General features: G+C 43.9%; 16 protein-coding genes. 12 read left to right on the top strand and 4 right to left on the bottom strand.

Annotated elements, in window-relative coordinates; translation table 11 throughout:
• Positions 1-21: 21 nt before the first annotated feature.
• The 5 genes from urtB to MAE_RS02740 all read left to right on the top strand — a co-directional run bounded on the left by urtB (position 22) and on the right by MAE_RS02740 (position 5,432).
• Positions 22-1,182 carry an urea ABC transporter permease subunit UrtB gene (gene urtB, locus MAE_RS02760; RefSeq protein ID WP_012264230.1) on the top strand — a complete coding sequence of 387 codons (1,161 nt, stop codon included), beginning with the start codon at positions 22-24 and terminating at the stop codon, positions 1,180-1,182.
• A 3-nt stretch (positions 1,183-1,185) separates the two neighbouring features.
• Positions 1,186-2,340 carry an urea ABC transporter permease subunit UrtC gene (gene urtC / locus MAE_RS02755; protein ID WP_002733641.1) on the top strand — a complete coding sequence of 385 codons (1,155 nt, stop codon included), beginning with the start codon at positions 1,186-1,188 and terminating at the stop codon, positions 2,338-2,340.
• 113 nt (positions 2,341-2,453) lie between these two features.
• Positions 2,454-3,200, top strand: coding sequence for an urea ABC transporter ATP-binding protein UrtD (gene urtD, locus MAE_RS02750; RefSeq protein ID WP_004163062.1), 747 nt, complete (start codon positions 2,454-2,456; stop codon positions 3,198-3,200).
• Positions 3,201-3,238: 38 nt separating this feature from the next.
• Entirely contained in the window at positions 3,239-3,937 is a 699-nt protein-coding gene (urtE, locus tag MAE_RS02745) for an urea ABC transporter ATP-binding subunit UrtE (protein ID WP_012264229.1), read from the top strand.
• Between the two features lie 271 nt (positions 3,938-4,208).
• Positions 4,209-5,432, top strand: a complete 1,224-nt coding sequence (locus tag MAE_RS02740) for an NAD(P)/FAD-dependent oxidoreductase (protein WP_012264228.1) — start codon at positions 4,209-4,211, stop codon at positions 5,430-5,432.
• A 494-nt stretch (positions 5,433-5,926) separates the two neighbouring features.
• Here the strand turns inward: MAE_RS02740 and pckA are convergent, their stop codons facing one another.
• Entirely contained in the window at positions 5,927-7,606 is a 1,680-nt protein-coding gene (gene pckA, locus MAE_RS02735; RefSeq protein ID WP_041803727.1) for a phosphoenolpyruvate carboxykinase (ATP), read from the bottom strand.
• Between the two features lie 497 nt (positions 7,607-8,103).
• A protein-coding gene (locus MAE_RS28305) for an IS630-like element ISMae25 family transposase (protein WP_125730803.1) occupies positions 8,104-9,281 on the bottom strand; the annotation gives its coding sequence in 2 pieces (ribosomal slippage) (positions 8,104-8,840 and positions 8,840-9,281; 1,179 coding nt in all).
• A gap of 540 nt (positions 9,282-9,821) precedes the next feature.
• Here MAE_RS28305 and MAE_RS02720 point away from each other — a divergent pair.
• Positions 9,822-11,480: an IS1634 family transposase gene (locus MAE_RS02720; RefSeq protein ID WP_012264225.1), complete on the top strand. Its 1,659-nt coding sequence runs from the start codon at positions 9,822-9,824 to the stop codon at positions 11,478-11,480.
• 512 nt (positions 11,481-11,992) lie between these two features.
• A complete protein-coding gene (locus MAE_RS02715; protein WP_012264224.1) occupies positions 11,993-13,369 on the top strand; it encodes a cobyrinate a,c-diamide synthase in 1,377 nt (458 codons plus the stop codon).
• A gap of 322 nt (positions 13,370-13,691) precedes the next feature.
• Here the strand turns inward: MAE_RS02715 and MAE_RS02710 are convergent, their stop codons facing one another.
• Entirely contained in the window at positions 13,692-14,078 is a 387-nt protein-coding gene (locus tag MAE_RS02710) for a hypothetical protein (protein WP_004163047.1), read from the bottom strand.
• 389 nt (positions 14,079-14,467) lie between these two features.
• On the opposite strand from MAE_RS02710, the gene MAE_RS02705 reads away from it, so the two are divergent.
• Positions 14,468-16,327, top strand: a complete 1,860-nt coding sequence (locus MAE_RS02705; RefSeq protein ID WP_041803722.1) for an iron uptake porin — start codon at positions 14,468-14,470, stop codon at positions 16,325-16,327.
• 47 nt (positions 16,328-16,374) lie between these two features.
• Here the strand turns inward: MAE_RS02705 and MAE_RS02700 are convergent, their stop codons facing one another.
• Complete coding sequence (locus tag MAE_RS02700) at positions 16,375-16,791, bottom strand: CoA-binding protein (protein WP_012264221.1); 417 nt, start codon at positions 16,789-16,791, stop codon at positions 16,375-16,377.
• Positions 16,792-16,862: 71 nt separating this feature from the next.
• Between MAE_RS02700 and MAE_RS02695 the strand changes: the two genes are divergently transcribed.
• From MAE_RS02695 to MAE_RS02675, 4 genes are all read left to right on the top strand, one after another.
• A complete protein-coding gene (locus MAE_RS02695) occupies positions 16,863-17,036 on the top strand; it encodes a hypothetical protein (protein ID WP_231859706.1) in 174 nt (57 codons plus the stop codon).
• Positions 17,023-17,697, top strand: coding sequence for a TIGR04283 family arsenosugar biosynthesis glycosyltransferase (locus MAE_RS02690; protein WP_012264220.1), 675 nt, complete (start codon positions 17,023-17,025; stop codon positions 17,695-17,697). The genes MAE_RS02695 and MAE_RS02690 overlap by 14 nt, the downstream gene beginning before the upstream one ends.
• Positions 17,698-18,022: 325 nt before the next feature.
• Entirely contained in the window at positions 18,023-18,727 is a 705-nt protein-coding gene (locus MAE_RS02685) for a choice-of-anchor K domain-containing protein (RefSeq protein ID WP_012264218.1), read from the top strand.
• Between the two features lie 870 nt (positions 18,728-19,597).
• Positions 19,598-20,866, top strand: a complete 1,269-nt coding sequence (locus MAE_RS02675; RefSeq protein ID WP_012264216.1) for an IS701-like element ISMae34 family transposase — start codon at positions 19,598-19,600, stop codon at positions 20,864-20,866.
• Positions 20,867-21,031: the final 165 nt, after the last annotated feature.

Here is a 21,031-nt window from a genome sequence, read left to right as displayed (position 1 = left end):
AATGCACGGGAATAACGAAAAGTGTCAGCATTATTGGAAGGATTGTTTAATGGTATTAGCATCGGTTCTGTGCTATTGCTGGCCGCTTTAGGACTAGCGATTGTCTTTGGACTGATGGGGGTAATTAATCTCGCTCACGGTGAGTTAATGATGTTAGGGGCCTACAGTACTTTTGTGGTGCAAAATGTCTTTAAAGGTTTCGGTTCTCCCCTCTTTGATACTTATGTTTTATTCGCCCTACCGATCGCTTTTTTAGTGTCGGGATTGGCGGGATTATTATTAGAAAGGGGGGTGATTAGGTTCCTCTACGGCAGACCCCTAGAAACGCTGCTGGCCACTTGGGGAGTCAGCTTAATTCTGCAGCAATTTGTCAGAAGTGTCAACGGGTTATTAGTAATTAGTTTAATAGTTTTCTGTCTGTTATTTTTTGGGGCGATGACGGTGTTAAGTCGTCGCCTAGATTGGGAGAGAATTCGCAATTTAACTATTGGTATCACCCTGCCTTTATCCCTAGCTATCGCTGGATTATTAGGCTATCTTTTATCTTTTAATCCGGTTCTCGCTCGACCCTGGTTTAGTGCCAGAAACGTCGATGTCACGGCTCCTGCTTGGTTACGGGGAGGTTTACCTTTACCCGGTTTTCAAATGCCCTACACCCGTCTATTTATTATCATTTTAACTGCCCTTTGTTTGTTAGGGACTTATTGGTTTTTAAATAAATCTTCTTGGGGTTTACGCATTCGTGCCGTCACCCAAAATCGCCAGATGAGTGCCTGTTTAGGCATTCCGACAAATCAAGTGGATGCTTTGACTTTTGCCCTCGGTTCGGGATTAGCTGGAGTTGCCGGTTGTGCGATTAGTTTTTTGGGTTCCGTCGGTCCAAACGTGGGACAAAATTATATCGTTGATACCTTCATGGTAGTGGTGGTGGGGGGAGTGGGTAATCTCCTGGGAACTATTATCGCGGCTATGGCGATCGGTGTGGCTAATTATTTAATTGGTTCGGGAACTTTTGCTCTGATTTTTGGTTCTGTAGAAGCCCTAAAACCCCTAACGGATTTCTTCACCTTTTTCTCCACCACTAGCATGGCAAAAGTGATGATTTTTGCTTTAATTATTGCTTTCTTGCAATTCAAACCTGCGGGAATTTTTCCTCCTAAAGGACGTACTGCCGAGTTATAGATTATGATTACCGAAACCATCACTAGAAACGAATCCCGACAACGGGAAAAGAAAAAGTTAATCACGGAAATCGCTGTTATTGTTGGTTTAGTGGTCATCTTTGCGGTGTTACTGCCCTTAGCTTTGTCGGCTTTCCGTTTGCGTTTATTGGGGCGATTTCTTTCCCTGGCTATTGTCGCTTTGGGGATAGATTTAATCTGGGGTTATACGGGTTTATTAAGTCTTGGTCATGGCATCTTTTTTGCCCTCGGTGGTTACGCTTTGGCCATGTACCTAAATCTTCAGTTACCCCCCGGACAAATGCCCGAATTTTTTACTCTCTACGGGGTGACAGAATTACCTTTTATTTGGCAACCTTTTTATTCCCTACCTTTGACAATTCTAGCCCTAATTATCGTACCAGCGATCGTGGCGGGATTATTGGGTTATTTAATCTTCCGCAACCGCATTAAAGGGGTTTATTTCTCGATTTTGACCCAAGCGGCTTTACTGGTATTTTTTAACTTTTTTAACGGCCAACAAAAGTTAATTAACGGCACTAATGGCTTAAAAACCGATACCCAAACAATTTTCGGGTTGCTGGTAGGCTCCGATGCCGTTCAAGTGGCCTTTTATTTACTCACAATTGTCTGTTTACTGGCTATTTATCTGCTCTGTCGTTGGTTAACTACCGGCAGATTTGGGCGCTTGTTAGTCGCCATTCGCGATGATGAGGTGCGTGTCCGTTTTTCTGGTTATGATCCTACTTGGTTTAAGGTGTTAGTTTTTGCCATTTCTGGGGCGATTGCTGGTGTTGCCGGCGCCCTTTATACCGTGCAAACGGGAATTATCACTCCTAACTCTATGGATGTGGCTTTTTCCATTGAAATGGTGATTTGGGTGGCTGTGGGGGGACGTGCTACCCTTGTGGGGGCAGTTGTCGGTACTTTATTAGTACGCCTAGCCCAAACTTTTTTAAGCGAACAATTTCCGGAAGTCTGGGTATTTTTCCAAGGGGCCCTATTCCTAATTGTGGTGACAGTGCTTCCCGATGGTCTTCTCGGTGGGATTAAACGTTTGCTGACTCATTTTGGTTTCCGCAAAACTTTAATTACCTATCCTAGTATTGAGGAAGCTCCGGAAGTGCAACTGGAAAAAGAAGAATTAGAGCATAAGTGACCTTAGCTATCAGTTATCAGTTATCAGTTATCAGTTATCAGATGTGAGTTTTCAGTTCACTGATTACTGCTGACTGTTCACTGAAAATACTTCCCAATTCCCTCTTAGAAATTATGACTGGAAAAATCTTAGAAATCGAGAATCTTACCGTTAGTTTTGGGGGTTTTAAAGCTCTCAATAATCTTAATTTCAGTATGGATACGGGAGAATTACGGGTGATTATCGGTCCCAATGGTGCGGGAAAAACCACTTTTTTAGATGTGATTACGGGGAAAGTGCAACCCACCATCGGACGGGTATTATTTAAAGGTCGAGATCTCCGCAAAATTCCTGAATATGCGATCGCTCGTTTGGGTATTGGTCGCAAATTTCAAACTCCTAGGGTATATTTAAATCTAACTGTCCGAGAAAATCTCGATTTAGTTAGTAATCGCAATAAAAATGTTTTCTCAACTCTTTTCGGTCGTCCTCCCCTAGAAGATAGCAGAAAAGTTATTGGTTTATTGGAAACTATCGGGTTAACTGCTAAAGCTGATTTACCCGCTTCTTTACTTTCCCACGGGGAAAAACAACGCTTAGAAATTGGCCAATTAGTGGCCCAGTCACCAGATTTACTGCTAGTAGATGAACCCGTAGCAGGATTAACCGATGAGGAAACGGAAAACGTGGGTAATTTGTTGTTAAATCTAGCGGAAAGTCATTCAATTATTGTCATTGAACACGATATGGAATTTGTCCGGCAAATTGCCCGCAAAGTCACGGTTTTACACCAAGGAACTGTTCTATGTGAGGGGAATATGGAGCAAATTCAAAATGATCCGAAAGTTATTGAAGTTTATCTAGGTTCCTCGGAAGAATAAAAAGTCAAAGGATTAAAATTAGTTAAAAAGGGTTGACAATGTTACACATATCTGATCTCAATGTTTACTACGGAGAAAGTCATATTTTAAGAGATGTTGACCTTAACATTAATGCGGGAGAAATGGTCTGTTTAATTGGACGTAATGGCGTGGGTAAAACTACCCTATTAAAAACCTTGATGGGTATCTTAAAACCGCGAGCGGGAACAATTAATTATGAGCAAGAAAACCTGATTAATAAAACCTCAGATCAAAGAGCCAGATTAGGACTGGGTTATGTGCCGCAGGGTAGGGATATTATTCCCCGTTTAACGGTAAAAGAGAATTTAATTCTCGGTTTGGAAGCTTTACCCACAAAAAGAAAAAATGCCACAATTCCCGAAGAAATCTTTGATTTGTTTCCCGTTTTAAAAACCATGTTATCGCGGATGGGAGGAGATTTAAGCGGTGGACAACAACAGCAATTAGCCATCGCTCGCGCCTTAGTGGGGGAACCAAAATTATTAATTTTAGATGAACCCACGGAAGGAATTCAACCGTCAATTATTCTCGAAATTGAAGCGGCGGTACGGCGCATTGTTGCCAGCAAAGGAATCGCCGTTTTATTAGTAGAACAACACCTGCATTTTGTCCGCCAAGCTGATCGATATTACGCCATGCAAAAAGGGGGAATTGTTGCTTCCGGTTTCACAAGTGAATTAAGTCAAGAAGTCATTCAGCGATTTTTGTCGGTTTAAACTTAACTTTTTCCTTGATAAGTAGGTAGGCGTTAAAAATTATCAGACACCCCCCTTATCAAGGGGGGATTAAGGGGGGATCGGCACCCCCCTTATCAAGGGATATCCCCCCGCCTATCGGCACCCCCCTTATCAAGGGGGGATTAAGGGGGGATCGACACCCCCCTTATCAAGGGATATCCCCCCGCCTATCGGCACCCCCCTTATCAAGGGGGGCAGGGGGGATCAAAGACAAAATCTATCTTCAATTTAATTATAACCACTTACTTATATGACTCAAATAGTCGTAATTGGTGGCGGGGCAGCGGGATTTTTTGGCGCAATTAAAGCGGCAGAATCTAACCCAAAAGCTGGCGTTACTATCCTAGAAGCGGCAAAAGAACCTCTGGCGAAAGTGCGGATTTCGGGAGGGGGACGCTGTAATGTCACCCATCATTGTTTTGACGTTTCCCAATTGGTTAATTATTATCCTCGCGGTGGCAAAGCACTACGGGGAGCTTTTAGTCGCTTTCAACCCCAAGATACTATTAAATGGTTTGAATTGCGAGGGGTAAAACTCAAAACAGAAGCGGATGGACGAATGTTTCCCAGCACCGATAATTCTGAAACTATTGTTAATTGTCTGCGGGAAAGTGCGACTTTTGCTGGGGTTAATTTAAGGCTAAATTCCCCAGTTAAATCGGTTAAAAAACAGGAAGAAAGTTTTTTAATTGAATTAAAAAGAGATGAGCAAATTAGGGCAGATAAGCTTTTAATTGCTACGGGAAGTAGTCCTTTTGGTTATCGCACCGCTCAAGATTTAGGTCATTCTCTAGTCTCTCCTGTCCCTTCTTTATTTACCTTTCAAATTGCCGATCCTCGTCTGAAAGATTTGTTAGGGGTTACTGTGGATAAAGTGCGAGTTCGTCTTGGGGGAAGTAAATTAGAACAAATCGGACCTTTGTTAATTACCCATTGGGGAGTCAGTGGACCTGCTATCCTAAAACTCTCTGCTTGGGGAGCGCGGGTACTTCACGAGCATCATTACCGAATGCCTTTAATCATTAATTGGTTGGGGGATTATCATCCTGAAAAATTGCGAGAAATTATCTTACAAACTAAAAGTGAATATCCCAAAAGAAAACTTTTTAATTATTGTCCCTTTGAGCAGTTACCTAAGCGTATTTGGCAGAGTTTATTAAGTTACTTGACTGTTAACTCGGAAACTCCCTGGGCCGAATTGTCTAAAAATACTCTCAATCGATTGATGATTGAATTACAGCAAGGGGAATATCAAATCAAAGGAAAAGGGGTGTTTAAGGAGGAATTTGTCACCGCTGGGGGAGTGAATCTTCAGGAAGTGGATTTTAAAACTATGGAAAGTAAAATCTGTCCGGGGTTATATTTTGCCGGGGAGGTACTAGATATCGATGCAGTTACGGGGGGATTTAATTTTCAAAGCGCTTGGACCACTGGTTATCTCGCCGGACAAGCTATGGGCAATAGAAGGGTGTAGAGAGCGCTGGAGAGGGGGAAGTGGGGAAGTGGGGAACCTTTTTTCAGTAAACAGTAAACAGTGAACTGAAAACTCACATCTGACAACAAGGGCCGAATCTAAGACCTAATTGGTTAAGCTAAAAGCTTTGATGTGCTTAGTTTCTAACCTTCTTTTTAGGTAGGAGAATTGTCAGATTCTGTCTTTTGCCTCTTGCCTGTTGCCTCTTGCCTTCAGAAGCTGATAACTGAATACTGACTCCTGAATACTGAATACTGAATAAGCTAAACGGCTTTTACTTCGGATCACCGATATAGACTCCAAAAGAGTTATAGCTATTGGATCATGCAGGTTAAGCGCCGTTTAGCTTACTGACTCCTGACTCCTGACTCCTGACTCCTGACTCCTGACTCCTGACTCCTGACTCCTGACTCCTGACTCCTGACTCCTGACTCCTGACTCCTGACTCCTGACTCCTGACTCCTGCCTTCGTTAAAACCGATTCCTTGATGCTGTTATTCCCAAATTGGACCGGCTGCAATGATTTCTTGGGAGGCAGTGGTAAATTGACGGAAATTTTCCACGAAACGATGGGCTAATTCTCGCGCCTGTAGGTCGTAGGATTCGCCATCTTGCCATGCTTGTCGCGGGTCGAGGATTTTTTTGGGAACTCCTGGGACAATTTCGGGGACGAGAACTTGAAAGATGGGATGAGGATGGAAAACGACTTCCTCTAAATCGCCATTTAAAGCGGCGGAAACCATAGCGCGGGTGTGTTTGATCGAAATGCGATCGCCGACTCCGTAGGGACCGCCGGACCAACCGGTATTAATCAGATAAACGGAGGTTTCGGGGTGTTGTTCTAAACGTTCCCCTAACATTTGGGCATAGACGAGGGGTGACAGAGGGAAGAAACATTGACCGAAACAACTGGAAAAAGTCACCTGTGGGGCGGTGATTCCCCGTTCCGTTCCCGCTAATTTGCTAGTATAGCCGGAGAGGAAATGATACATCGCTTGGTTCGTGGTTAATTTGGCGATTGGTGGCAGTACCCCAAAAGCATCGGCAGTTAAGAAGATAATAGTTTTCGGGTGGGTTCCCATGCCAGATACGGCACAATTAGGGATATAACGCAGGGGATAGGCGGCGCGGGTGTTTTCGGTCAAACGTCCATCATCGTAGTCGGGAAGGCGATTATCGGGGGAAAGGATCACGTTTTCGAGAATAGTGCCAAATTGAATCGCTGCCCAGATTTGGGGTTCGTATTCGGCACTTAAACGGATGGTTTTAGCATAACAACCGCCTTCAAAGTTAAAAATGCCGTCTTCTGACCAACCGTGTTCATCATCACCGATGAGGCTGCGTTTAGGATCGGCGGAAAGGGTGGTTTTACCCGTACCGGAGAGACCGAAAAAGAGGGCCGTATGACCGTGTTTATCCATGTTAGCGGCACCGTGCATCGGTAAAACCCCTTGTTTGGTCATCAGGTAGTTCATCATCGAGAAGACGGATTTTTTGATTTCGCCAGCGTAGCGAGTGCCACCGATGAGAACGATTTTTTTTGCTAGGTTGAGGACGATAAAGGCTTCGCTGTTCAGGTCGTCATCTTCGGGATCTCCCTGTAACCCCGGCAGGGCAATCACGGTAAAATCAGTTTGATGGGCAGCTAGTTCGACCGCACTGGGCCGGAGGAATAACTGATGGGCAAAGAGGTTATGATAGGCGATTTCGGTGACAACGCGCACGCCAAAGCGACAATTAGGATCGGACCCGACGTAACCATCGAAGATATATAGGTCTTTTCCCTGCACATAGGCGAGGACTTTTCGGTATAACTGCTGGAATTTTTCCTCGCTAATCGGGGCATTATGCTGATTCCAGTCGATTTCCTTTTCGCTAGTGGCTTCTTTGACAATGAATTTATCTTTGGGGGAACGACCGGTATATTTACCCGTTTCCACCACTAAAGCCCCATTATCGGCTAAAACGCCCTCATGACGTTCGATCGCCTGTTCGACTAATTGCGGTACGGAAAGATTGCGATAAACGCGACCGAGATTTTTCATGCCTAGGTTTTCGAGGCCGTAGGTGGGATGAAATTGATTTTCTAATTCGTAGTGGAAATTGACGTTCTCCACGCGATCGGGCAGGGGACAAGAGATACTATCATTGGTCAGCGTGTGTAGAGTCGGCATAACCCCAATTCTCCTGATAATTTAGTTGTCGGTTTAGAGGTAAGTTCTAGGTCTCTGATTAGTGCAGTTATAGAAACTAGAAAAACTTCGTTATCTGTCTTTTTTCACTCCCAGACACCTAAGAAGCTATATTGATTAGTTTATTTGATGATATTTCCCTGATTAGTCTGGTCTCTCGCTGTCGGTAAAGCCAATCTTAGAACGGTAATTCAGGCTTATTTGCGTATTTACCCCTCATCTCCCAGTCAGGGTTTTTACCTTTTCCCTCTTGCCGATCTAACTGCTTTTTCTAGCTATTTTTAGTCTAGCTGTACAATAGGATACAGACGATGTTTTTTTTACAAAAATTAACAGCTAAACAAAATTGGTCAGCTAATCTAGCAGTTAAGTGGGTGGGTGGAATTAAATATAAGATGAACGTAGGTTGGGTTGAAGCATGAAACCCAACGCCCGATTATGTTACGCTACCGCTAACCCATCCTACTGGACTGTTTCAGCTAATTTGGTGCAATAGATTCTCCCGATTCCTCCTCCTCAAACACAGGATAAAGATGTTTCAGCTTGACCCTAGCATCGCTGGTCGTAAACGTCCATATTACTGTAGATGCAGTCTGATTACGTTCTTTTTGCCAGGTTTCTATCTCCCTTTTCAGTTCTTCCTTGCTAGAAATCCTTCTATCTAAACATTGCCTCGATAAGACGCTTAGTTCAGTTTCGGCTACATTTAACCAGCTACCATTACGAGGTGTGTAATAAATTTCCAGTCTTCTAGCTAAACGATGAGCAACGGGTGCTGGAAATGCTTCATAAAGCGAGGCTATGTTATGAGTGTTGAGATTATCACAGACGAGCTTGACTTTTCGAGCCTTTGGATAGTCCACATCCAATAATTGACGAATTTCTTCTGCCCAATCTATTCGGGTTCGACTATCTCGGTTACTCACCCGTCTCCATCCTCGATGGGGGTCAAAAAACATGAACAAGGCTTGAACCCCTTCACGACTATAGTGATAGTCTTCTTTTTTATCTTGTCCAGGTTGCATGGGTATCGGAGGGTAAACTTCTCCAAGTAGTTGCTTTGATGCTTCATCCATCGCGATTAACGGTTCTTCTTCCGATGGCTGAGTGCCATACAGGTCAAGGACAACTTCCATCTGGGCAACAAATCGGGCTAAATCCTGTTCCGGAATACAGTATCTTTGGGTTTTCCAAGGGCGTAATTGGTTTTTTTTAGAGTACGCCACACCGTTGGACTGGAAATCTCGGTGATAATTTGTCTTTGTTTGAGTTCCGAGGTTAATAGTCGGATTGTCCACTCGGCTCGGCCAGATGGTGGCTCCGAACAGCACAGGGCAATGATTTGGGCGGCGGCGGCTCCATCAACTTTTGCCGGAGTGGGGGGAGTTTTTCTCGATTTCCGTTCTAATGCTGGTTTTTCGCCTTTTTGAAGAAATCTTTGACGAATACGTCCCACTGTATTTCTATGAACTTCTAAAGCTTCGCCTATTTCTTCATCTGTCCATTTCCTTTTCGCCTGTTCTCCCTCGTCACACATCAGCAAAATCCGAGCGTGGAGAATTTTTTTAGCTGGTGCATAGCCATTACGACTGATTTGTTCGAGGTTTTCTCTTTGTTCCCCTGTTAGATTGACTTTATCTCGCCGACCTCTTCCCATGATTGATGTCCTCTGCTTGTTCGAGCTATTGCCCTATTTTAGCTGAAACAGTCCACTACAAATAATTGTGCCTCCCTACTTAAGCTGCCCGCGAATTTAAATTGCTTGTTGAGATGAGGCACTCTTGCAACAGTAAAGGGATTTGAGGAGATTTAGCCAATCTTAAGGATAGGCGGTTAAAATGCGTCTTAGCCTATCTTAATGGTGGGGGAGGAAGTCTCTGGTTTTTGGGAAAGTCAGAACAATAGCTGGTTGTCTAGGGAGCATCTCACTTACGCGATAAGTAATTATACTTAGCCTAAAAGCCACTCTTAATCGTGTCTTGGAACGAAATAGAGGCTTTTAAAGACTGCGTACATGGAGAATTAAAACCCACATTCCGCACCCTCAACTGTCACATAAGCTGTCCCCCGCCAGAGACTTGAGTAAAAATACCTAGCTGGTGAAGGTTTTCTCGGTGGCCGCTAGGGGGGTCTTGAGACCCCTAATTATGAAAAAATAGGAATTGTTGGAAAACTGAGGCGAGTGGACTGTTCGACCATGAATCAATCAACAGAAATTGAAGTCAAAAATCTAGACCATCTGGGATTAGTAGCCGGAATTATCGATGAAATAGGAATCGTTGAAATTATCAACGAACAAGTCTCAATTGAGCGAGGAGAAATTGTCACAGCGGGGCAAGTAGTGAAAGCAATTATCCTGAATGGATTGGGATTTGTCTCCCGAGCCTTGTATTTATTTCCTCAATTTTTTGAAGATAAAGCAACCGAACATCTGCTGGGAGAGGGCATCGAACCCAAGCACTTGAATGATGATAAAATTGGTCGAGTAATGGACAAACTTTATCAACTTAATGTTTCGGTCATTTTCCTACTCATCAGTTTAGCCGCCGTGAAAAAATTTGGTGTAGCAACCGAGAACTCCCATTTAGATTCGACTTCTCTATCAGTAGAAGGAGAATATAAAAAGGAATACCCAACAGTAGAAATCCTGAAATCAGGAGCAGTGGGAGAAGAAATTGAAACCAGACAACAGCCAATAAAAATTACCTACGGATACTCCCGCGACCGAAGACCTGACTTAAAACAATTTATGATTGACTTAATCGTAAGTGGGGATGGAGATGTACCTTTATTCCTGAAAGTAGGGGACGGAAATGAAGCGGACAAAGCGGTTTTTGGTCAAATCGCCCGAGAATTTCAAAAACAAGTTGACTTTGACAGTTTAATAGTCGGCGATAGCGCCCTCTATAGCAAAGAGAATTTAAAACTAATGAAAGAAATGCGTTGGTTGTCTCGAGTACCATTAAGCATTAAAGAGGCTCAAGAGTTAGTCGATAGCATCTCAGAAAAAGAGTTAACCGATTCAGAAATACCGGGTTATTCCTGGCGGGAAACAAGCTCTAACTATGGGGGGATAGAACAAAGATGGTTGCTAGTTGAAAGTCAAGCTAGACAAGAATCAGACTTGAAAAAATTAGAGAAAAAAATCGAGCAAGAAAAGAATTCTGCCCAAGAAAAAATCCGGCAACTATCCCGAAGAGAATTTGAGAATAGAGCGGTGGCGTTGGCGATAGCCAAAGGATTATCTGACTCCTTAAAATCTCATCAGTTAACGGAGATTAAAGTCAATCTCATTCCGCCTGAGTCTCAGCAGTCAAAACTCAAATCAAAAGACGATTTGCCCTCTCAAAGCTATCAAGTTCAAGCCGAATTAGAGTTGAATTTGGCAGCGATTGAGAGGCTAAAGAAACGAGCAGGACGATTCGTTTTAGCAACTAACGATTTGGAGAAAAAACGATTGAGCAGTGAGGATATACTCAAAAAATATAAGGGGCAACAAGCTCCAGAAAGAGGATTTTCTTTTCTCAAAGACCCCTGCTTTTTTGCTGACAGTGTCTTTCTCAAATCTCCCCATAGAATCGAGGTCATGGCCATGCTCATGGGCTTGTGCCTGCTGGTTTATACTATTGGTCAAAGACAACTTCGTTTAAGTTTAAAACAGCAGGAGACGGGACTGAAAAATCCGTTGGGTAAGTTAACTGACCGACCAACATTACGCTGGATATTTCAGTGCTTTCAAGGGATTCATCTCGTCCGTATTCAAGACAATCAAAAGATTAGCAACTTAACGGATGAGAGGCGCAACATTTTGAGATTTTTCCCCAAACCTTGCCAAGAATATTATCTCTTATCTTGACCAGATGGATTGACTTCAAGGGGTGACAAAACAAAGCGAGCAACTGGAACATCTCCCCCTAGATGTTAAGTCTGATTGACCGGTCATTCTCAACAAGCACTGTTTATTGAGAATGACCGGGGGAACTCTGAAATTTTCGGCTTAGTTGCCGGCAGCTTGCCGCCAACTCACTCCTCTAGATAAGTATTTTGACTCGCGCCCCTTCCTCTTTTGAGACGTTGTGACACTTAGGGTGCGGAATGTGGGTTAAAACAAGAATTACCCTCGAAAAGCCTATTTTTCCACTAAGTATTTATGCTCATTGCAAAGGTGAGATGCTCCCGGTTGTCTAGAGATGATGACAATGATCCTAAACGTGGTCAAATTGATTTCGCCGCTAATAAAAAAAAGTCGATTGACACAGGAACCAGTTAGCGGCCAAAATTGACTCTATTAGCCGTTGGCAAGCCTTAGAATTGATTGTGTAACAGGTTAATTAAGTCTAGCTCGATCTCGAAAAAAAACAACTAATAATGATCATCGCAGGAGAAAGAAGCGGAGTCGGTAAAACTACGATTACTCTGGCAATCTTGGCCTATTTAATCAGTCGTGGCGATCGAGTGCAATCTTTTAAAGTCGGGCCCGATTATATCGATCCCATGTTCCATAGTCATTTTACCGGTCGCCCCTGTCGCAATCTCGATCCGGTTTTAACTTCTGAAGACTATGTAAAAACCGGTTTTGCCCAACATTGTCAAAATGTCGATTATGCTCTGATTGAAGGGGTAATGGGGCTATTTGATGGTATTCAATTAAGCGATACTCAATTTCCCGATTATGCCAGTACCGCCCATATTGCCCGTATTTTAGGGCTTCCTCTGCTGTTAGTTATCGATTGTAGTCGTTTATCTACCTCTGTCGCCGCTATTGTCCGCGGTTATCAATCTTTAGACAAAAATCTTCATCTAGCCGGAGTTATCCTCAATCGGGTTGGCAGCGATCGCCACCTGCAATTACTGCAAACCGCCCTAGAATCGATCAATATGCCGATTGTCGGGGTTTTGCGTCGTCAAGATTCCCTGACAATTCCCGATCGCCATCTAGGATTGGTTCCCAGGGATGAACTAGGAGAAATCAGGCAACTGCAAGATCAACTGGCTTCTATTGCCCAAAACTGCTTTAATTGGGACATTCTCTTGCCTTTACTCACTATTTCTCCCCAAGAGAACCCGAAAAATCCCACAGAAGAAAATAAGCTTTTTCCCCCTATCCGTATCGGTATTGCCAGAGATAAGGCTTTTAACTTTTATTATCCCGATAATCTCGATATTTTAGCCAATTTAGGCGCGGAATTAATCTTTTGGAGTCCCTTGCAAGGGGCAAATTTGCCCGAAAACCTGCAAGGGTTGTACTTTGGTGGCGGTTTTCCCGAAATCTTTGCCCCGGAATTAGCGGCTAACACCCCTATCTTAACTCAGGTGAGAAAAGCGATCGCCTCTGGAATGCCCACCTACGCCGAATGTGGGGGATTAATGTATTTATGTGAAAAAATAGTTGATTTTGAGCAAAAAAACCATTCTATGTTGCAAATAATCCCCCAATCTGCTATAATGTCCCCGAAATTAACCCTAGGTTATCGGCAAGCCATCGCCAAACAGGAGACGATCCTGCTCAAAGCAGGTCAACCAGTGCGCGGCCATGAATTCCATCGCTCCCAATTAAGCGGGGTGAGCGACGCACCGATTTATCAACTGCAAGCATTCCCCAAAAGTGATATCAATGCCGAAGGGTGGCAAGGTAAGAATCTGCACGCTTCCTATCTCCACCTACATTTTGGGGCTAACCTCAGCCTGCCGAAAAAATTTTTAGCTGCCGGCCTTGATTTTTTCCGCACAGCTGCGTTAAGCTAATTACAGATAAATTCAATAATTAATCCGTTAAGGGATACAGGAGGTGATGTCGATGGTAGAAAGTAGTAAAAGCATGGGTCTCCTAATCGACAATAGCTGGCTGTGCGCCGGGGCTGTTCTCTAGACCCCCACGTCTAAACAAGATTTAGACTAGCTGGAGTTCCTTCCGGCAGTCTGGTGTCGATTCCGATGACCCGCTACACCGCCCTTACCGAGCAATTGGTAAGGGCGGATAGTTTTTGAGGGTTTCCCGTCATCTGGGAACCCCAGAACCAGAACTAATACCAATTTTTTCCTAAGTGAGCCTTTCTTGACTTTAACTCTACGGGCGCAAACTAACCCAGCGTCGCTTCTGGTTTGGGGACACCATTTTAACGCCTGTCACCGAGATAATATCATTGGCCAAATTCTCTGCCATCATGGGAATGAGTTGATTTATATTATTCTCATAAGCTTTTATCCAGAATTTAGCTAGTTTCTCTCTCGCCTCCTCATTGACATAGATAGTTTTACCAGGCGTAATCAATACCATTGCCACATCACCGGAGTTTTCCGTGACGGCAAAGACAAACTGATCACGGTCGGACTTGAGACCTTCGTACCAGTAGTCTATGTGTTCTTCTAATTCGTATTCATAGAGAGCGCGTTCCATCTTGCCATCTTCTAGCAAGGCTTTACGCAGTGTATTGGCTATCTTTCTTTTTTTCATGGTCTTGTCTCTGTTTTTATCGGCGTTAAGTTTTGCCCATTAGACATCACTCCATATTAAGAGTGCCACCATAGAAATCATCAATTAACCTGACGACAACCCAGTTCAGTGGCCGTTATCAAAATCACAGAACCTTGCCCGACTCGTCTAGACGAGCCTGTTGTATGAGCTTAAGTTTTCTCTGTGTAAGGATTCTAACCTACTTTAGTTTTTGTTTAAGTGCCGTCAGGAGCGACAGGGTGGCCACTTTGTCAACCGGTCAAGGGAAAAAAAATGAGATCGCATCTTTCCCTAAGTAATTAAATTGTGTATAATGGCAAAAGAATAGAAAGGCTATATGCGTCGTCAAACTGTGTAGTCAACCTATAAGGTGTGAGGAAAAAACCATCATGTTAAGAATGTTCTGGAAATCATTGCTGGTTAGCCCAGCGATTTTAGGGGCTACCCTAGTAGCTTCCGCTAATGCTAGTAGCTTCGACCCCGTCAAATCTACCAGTGTTTCTACCGAATTTAACAATCTAGAAATCGCTCAAGTTCAGAATACCGGTGCAGGAACTGGCGAATTACTCAATCAGATCGAACAGTACGGTAACGAAGGTCAAGTTGCACCCGTACAGGGCAACACCATCGATCAAGTCACCAGCGTTAACCAACTGCGGGATGTTTCCCCCACCGCTTGGGCCTATGAAGCCCTAAGAAGCCTTGTGGAGCGCTATGGTTGTATTGTTGGTTATCCCGATCGCACCTTCCGCGGCGACCGAGCTTTAACCCGTTGGGAATTTGCGGCTGGTTTAAACGCTTGCTTAAACGTGATGGAACGTTTAATTCAAGATGGTGTCAACGTCCTCAAGGAAGACTTAGATGCCCTCAAGCGCTTGATGGATGAGTTCCAGGCCGAATTAGCGGCCTTGGGAGCTAGAGTTGATAACTTAGAAAGCCGGGTGTCTTTCCTCGAAAATAACCAATTCTCCACCACCACCAAATTAGCTGGGGAAGTTATTTTCGCTGTCACCGATACGGTCGGTGCTGGTAGCCCCGCCTCCCAGGCCGCCATGCAATACCGCGCTCGTTTGCTGTTAAACACGAGCTTCACCGGTCAGGACGTACTGAAAACTCGTTTAGCGGCGGGTAGTGCCACTCCCTTCGGATTTGATTACAAATCGACCACCACACTACAAAATGGTGATCCCGCTTCCGTCAGATTCGATAATCTGCAAAGCCCTTCCCTATTCCAAACTTGGACCGCGGCCGGTAACGGTAGCAATGTGGTTCTCGACTGGTTGGCCTACTATACCCCGATTGACTTAGGTTATTTTGGTCGCTTCAATACCTACGTCGCCGCTTGGGGCGGTATTTGGAATGACTTCGTTCCCACCACTAATCCCTTCTTTGAAGACTTCGACGGTGGTAATGGTGCGCTATCTACCTTCGCTTCCGAAAACCCCATATATCGTATCGGTGGTGGTTCTGGGGCCGGTGTTAGCCTACAGTTAGGCTTCCTCCAAAGCATTGTCGGTCCGACCTCCCTATCCTTGGGTTACTTAGCCGGTGGTGGTGGCTCTAGTTCTGCGGCCAATCCTAACCCGGGTAATGGTCTCTTTAACGGAGATTACGCCGCTTTAGCACAGATTAACGCTAACCTCTTTAACTTCCTCAACGTCGGCTTCACCTACGTTAACGCTTACCAAGGTGCCGATACCGCCATCTTCGGTAACGGTGGTTCCTTCGGTGTAACGGGGACTTCCGCCGCTAACCTTTCCCAAACTCAGTTAAATACCCTGCTCAACGTCAACGGCAACGATCCTGATAGCGTCACCCTACAGGATGAAGTCGGTTTCTTCAACTTCGGAGCCAAAGTATCCAATAGCTACGGTTTAACCGGTGCAGTGGATATTGGTTTCGCCAGCTTGAGTGCCTTCGGTTCCTACTCCACCGTGCGTTTACTCGGTCTCGGTGATGCGGAAGTGTGGACCTACGGTGCTGGTATTGCCTTCCCCGACTTGGGTAAAGAAGGAAATATCTTAGGTCTGTTTGCTGGTGCGCAGCCCTACATCGGTCACTTAAGCTTCCGAGACATGGGGCTAAAAGTATCTAACATCGTTCCCTACCACGTTGAATTGTTCTACAAGTACCAAGTCACCGACAATATTTCTATCACCCCCGGTGTCATCTGGATTTCTGCACCTGAACAGTTCAAAGGCACTGGTAATGAGTGGATTGGCACTCTCCGCGGAACCTTTACCTTCTAGGATTTCCTAAATTAAACCCGAAACCCCACCCATGGTGGGGTTTTGTTTTAGGCAAATAGACGCTGATATTCTATCTGGATACAAGCATCCATAATCACATTTAAACCCGCCTCGATCGCTTTTTTTTCGGCAACTGGGTGATAAATTCTCAATTGTGTCCAAAGGGTAGCGGCCCCAATAGCAATAGCTGACTCGACAATTTCGGGTAGATAATCAGGATGACGAAAAACGTTAACAATATCCACAGGTTCGGGGATAGCCTCTAGAGAAGGATAGCAGCTTTGACCGTCAATTTGCTGGACCATAGGATTGACAGGATAGACTCGATAACCCACCGCTTGCAGGAATTTGGCCACCTGATAGCTGGCGCGGCTCGATTTCTCGGAATGCCCGACCACTGCGATAATTTTACTATTGCTGAAGATGGTTTTGAGCGCACCATCGTCTCCTTTAATATTCGGCATTGTCCCACCTATCTTAGAACAGAGTTTCGCTTTCCATAAAGATGAAGTGTAACCTAATTTGGTATCGACTTTTGACTCCAGCTTTAGCCACTCTGAAGAACTGGCAGCAATGTTTAACTTTTCTACCGAAAAAACAGTTATTACCAATCCCAGTCAATCCCTGGGTATTTGTAGGAAAATTTACCCGATGGTCGCCCCTAAATCCTCTGACTTTAGTTAGCGCAAAACCTGATGAATTATCTTAGTATTATCATTCCGACTCTTAATGAGGAGTTAAGAATTGCAGCAACGTTAAAACAGATAGGTGCGGGGGTAGAAATTATTGTTGTCGATGGGGGAAGTACCGATAAAACCAGAGAAATAGCCGAACAATTGGGAGGAAAAGTAATTATTTCCCCCAGTAAAGGTCGTGGATTTCAGATGAATTTAGGAGCCAAAATAGCGAAAGGAGATATTTTGTTATTTCTGCATGGAGATACTTTACTTCCCCAGGAATTTCAAGAACAAATTATCAATACTTTATCCCAATCTGGGATAGTAGCGGGGGCCTTTGAATTAAAAATTGATGGAGAAGAAAAAACCCTGCGTTTAGTGGAAAAATTAGTTAATTGGCGTTCTCGCTGGCTTTCCCTTCCCTACGGAGATCAAGGAATATTTTTAAAAGCCTCAATCTTTGCCGATTTGGGCGGTTTTCCTGAGTTGCCAATTATGGAAGATTTTGAATTAATACAAAGATTGAAAAAAAGGGGTAAAATAGCCATAGTTTCTGCTCCGGTGATTACCTCGGCAAGACGTTGGCAAAAATTAGGAGTTGCCAAAACCACCTTAGTTAATCAATTAGTAATTATTGGTTATTATCTAAAAATTCCGCCGCATTTGTTGAAAATTTTTTATCGTTTATGGTAATAAAATAAAGGCTTGCTGAAAAAGTATTTTAGGTCATTGTGCAATGTAGGGGCGCAGGCGTTAAGCCCATAATGTGAGATTGTGAACATTTTTCAGCCAATATCCAAGAGAGGCAAATACAATTATACAATCGAAGAAACTCTACCAAAGAAGAGGTTTCCATGGCGCAAACATTAACAAAAATAATTAAAAATGCGGGGGGGGTAAGCATTACTTATTGGTAGCAGGCAATACCAGTCTTTTGAAAAATACAATTATATAATCGAAGAAAACTTACCAAGTGAAGAGTTTTCCATGGACAAAACATTAACAAAAGTAATCAAAAATGCGGGGGGGGGGTAAGCCTTGCTTATTGGTAGCGGGGGCAACTCTAGCCATCCTAGCCCCTTTCCAAGCCGCCCAAGCTGTAACTGTAAATGTAGGTACAGGGACAGTGACAGGCCATTTTGACAACGCCATCACGCTCCCTGGCTCAGTATACACGGGCAACGGAACCGACACCATCGAATGGGGAACGCCTGTAGATGGTTCATTTACCAATCAATTGTCCTTTATTCCTTCTGACTTTACCGATCAGCCCAAGGGTCAAGACTTTGTTGCAGGGCGCTTGTATTACCGTAATGGCACTATTTTTCTAGGCACTCAGATTGATGGGGTTGATCTGATAGTCAATACTACTTCCTCCGACCTAGATTTCACTCAAACATTGCCATTAAAAATCACGATTGTGAACACCCCAAATGTTGCCGATCCTATCGCTAGTGCAGATTTCATTTACTTTACGGATTTCCCCGATCTCGGTAGTTTCAGGGTACTAGAAGGAGAAGAGACCTATGTAGAAGTTATAACTCAGTTTAATTCCCTCGATCTTGTTGGTTTTGGAGCCGTGGGTGATCCTTTAAAAGGATTTTTATCACCCAGTACCGGTCCAAATCCATTTCCAGCGGTTCCAGAGCCTTCCTCGATTCTGGGGTTATTGGCATTGGGTTTACTGGGGATGGGTTCAGTATTTAACAAGCAGCGAAAATAAATTGACAAGTGTGGGGATGGGATTTTTTCCATCTCCACTTGAGGAAAAATGCGCTCTAGAAACCTTCCAAATTTAACTCTTAATTTGAGTAAACAAATTTTTTTAAATTCCCTGGCAATTACTCAAAAAATTTGACATCTTATAGCGGACAGGTAAAAATAAAAACTTTTCTTTGCCAAGGCACCGATCGATAGGATAATTGATCATCGGAACATCTGCTCTGAGAATATGTCTCTCGATCGCCGTCAATTTCTTGATCTTTCAGGTGCTACCCTTGGCACAGCCACTCTTGCTGGTTTTAACCCTGCCGCTTTTATCGAAAAAATTAGATTTATTCAGCCAACTCTATATAGGGTTTTCATCCCTTGTAACCCCATCCATCGCATAACACAAACCGAAGAACCGGGCTATCTTAGGTTTGGTGAGTAAAATGTATTCTAAGATACAGTCCTGCTGGCGAGGGAGTGGAAGGAACCACTCCAGACACAGAGGACACAAAGATTGATCGCTTCTATAGTAAGTTAAACTGATCACACAAAGAACTGATAGGCTTTTAGCGGCTTGAGAACAAGCTTTATCAATCTATTCATATAATTGAAAATTATCAAAAGCGCACACTGCCGGAAAGCCATTTATTTTTTACCGAAAAATTGGGTTGAAAGCCTCGCCCTTTGAGGGCGACTTTATAGGATGTATGATATTAAGAATAGGGGGCCGGGTAAGCAACCGCTTAAAAAACCCAGTCATCAACCGATGAACGCACCTTGAAAACTAGAGTTATGGGGTTCTCTAGTGGGACTTAAACGCCAAATAAAGATCAAATCGAGTATAATCGTTAAAGAGTAAGCACTTTACGTTGAAAGATCAGCGATGAAAGAGACAACCCCAGCCGCGATGCCCCCATGCTTTGACCGATGGTGTCGGCGGTTTGACAATTGCTTCAAAAACGAAGCGCAAAAAAACGGCTTCAGACAATATTTAGGAGGATTATTAGGGGAAAGTGAGCGGAAAAACCTCACTCAAATGGCCAATAATGCCGTCGGAGTAGTTTATAACCGATTACATCACTTTTTGACCGAATCTCCCTGGTCAGACCGTCAGGTGAATGAATGTCGGTTGCAAGTGATGAACCAATGCCGCCAGACGCAAATCCCCCGAGGATTTTCCCTGATTGTCGATGACTCAGGACATCGAAAAAGTGGCAATCTGACCGCCGGAGTTGGCAGGCAGTACCTAGGAGAAATTGGCAAGACAGACAACGGAATAGTCGCCGTCACTACCCATCTCTACGACGGCAAAAAAAGTGTCCCCCTAGACATTGAAATTTATCAACCGGCTAGTTCCTTAGCCGAGGGGAAAGAAGACAAAGAATTTAAGAAGAAACCGGAGATAGCGATAGATTTAATTGACCGGAGCTTAACCAGAGGCTATCGACCGAAAATCGTCTTAATAGATGCTGGTTATGGCAACAACACAAATTTTCTCAAAGCCCTGGAAGAAAGAAAGCTAAAATACTTAGGAGGATTGGCAAAAAATCGAAAAGTAATTATTGAAAAAGAAGGGGGTGTGGAAGAAACAATCCAGCTTGAGCAACTAGCAAAAAGCCTATCAGAAAAGGATTGGGAGAAAATCACCCTAAATCTAGATAAAGAAAAAACGGTTTGGGTAGCGGTATTCAGAGCGAAAATATCTCAACTAGAAGGAGAAAGGAACTTGGCGATCATCATGAATGCAAGTTCAATGGAAAAAGCAACAGAGGTTGACTATTTCATCACCAATGTAGTTGAGGCAGATACAGTAACAGCTTCGTGGATAGTGAGGACTTACACCGAAAGAAATTGGGTGGAAGTATTCTACCGAGAAGCCAAAGGATGGTTAGGGTTAAGGGAATACCAAGTCAGGGATAAACGAAGCTTACTTCGTCATTTTATCTTGGTGTTTTGTGCCTATACATTTATCCTGTGGCATCAGTTAACTGGGGGATTGCAAAGGCGGTGGGCGAATCGACCTTTAAACACTTTTGTGGAAGCCTTGGAAGCTTTTCGGACAGCGATGTCTTTCCGTTTCTTTGAGTGGCTGACCGAGAATCGGGATGTGTTTGCCGCTTACAAAGCCAGTTTAGGCTTTGTTTGGGCTTGAAATTTGTTTAAGTCCCACTAGGGGAATGCTCCTATAGGTAAAAATTCTCAGCACCAAGTACCAGAGAAACCAAGTATTTTAGAGGTTTGGAACTGTATCGTAGGGGCCCCCGAAAACAGGCTTCTGTAAGGTCGCGAAAGTCTGAGGAGAGAACCACCTCTGGGT

It is taken from the genome of Microcystis aeruginosa NIES-843 (genome assembly GCF_000010625.1).
GTDB classification, from domain to species: domain Bacteria; phylum Cyanobacteriota; class Cyanobacteriia; order Cyanobacteriales; family Microcystaceae; genus Microcystis; species Microcystis aeruginosa.
Note: the sequence above shows the minus strand (reverse complement) of the source record. Positions and strands in the feature narration are given on the sequence as shown.

Excerpts from the sequence above, each read along its gene's own strand:
- urtC (WP_002733641.1), top strand. The coding sequence starts at position 1,186 with ATGATTACCGAAACCATCACTAGAAACGAATCCCGACAACGGGAAAAG.
- urtD (WP_004163062.1), top strand. The coding sequence starts at position 2,454 with ATGACTGGAAAAATCTTAGAAATCGAGAATCTTACCGTTAGTTTTGGG.
- urtE (WP_012264229.1), top strand. The coding sequence starts at position 3,239 with ATGTTACACATATCTGATCTCAATGTTTACTACGGAGAAAGTCATATT.
- MAE_RS02740 (WP_012264228.1), top strand. The coding sequence starts at position 4,209 with ATGACTCAAATAGTCGTAATTGGTGGCGGGGCAGCGGGATTTTTTGGC.
- pckA (WP_041803727.1), bottom strand. The coding sequence starts at position 7,606 with ATGCCGACTCTACACACGCTGACCAATGATAGTATCTCTTGTCCCCTG.
- MAE_RS02720 (WP_012264225.1), top strand. The coding sequence starts at position 9,822 with ATGAATCAATCAACAGAAATTGAAGTCAAAAATCTAGACCATCTGGGA.
- MAE_RS02715 (WP_012264224.1), top strand. The coding sequence starts at position 11,993 with ATGATCATCGCAGGAGAAAGAAGCGGAGTCGGTAAAACTACGATTACT.
- MAE_RS02710 (WP_004163047.1), bottom strand. The coding sequence starts at position 14,078 with ATGAAAAAAAGAAAGATAGCCAATACACTGCGTAAAGCCTTGCTAGAA.
- MAE_RS02705 (WP_041803722.1), top strand. The coding sequence starts at position 14,468 with ATGTTAAGAATGTTCTGGAAATCATTGCTGGTTAGCCCAGCGATTTTA.
- MAE_RS02700 (WP_012264221.1), bottom strand. The coding sequence starts at position 16,791 with ATGCCGAATATTAAAGGAGACGATGGTGCGCTCAAAACCATCTTCAGC.
- MAE_RS02690 (WP_012264220.1), top strand. The coding sequence starts at position 17,023 with ATGAATTATCTTAGTATTATCATTCCGACTCTTAATGAGGAGTTAAGA.
- MAE_RS02685 (WP_012264218.1), top strand. The coding sequence starts at position 18,023 with ATGCGGGGGGGGGGTAAGCCTTGCTTATTGGTAGCGGGGGCAACTCTA.
- MAE_RS02675 (WP_012264216.1), top strand. The coding sequence starts at position 19,598 with ATGAAAGAGACAACCCCAGCCGCGATGCCCCCATGCTTTGACCGATGG.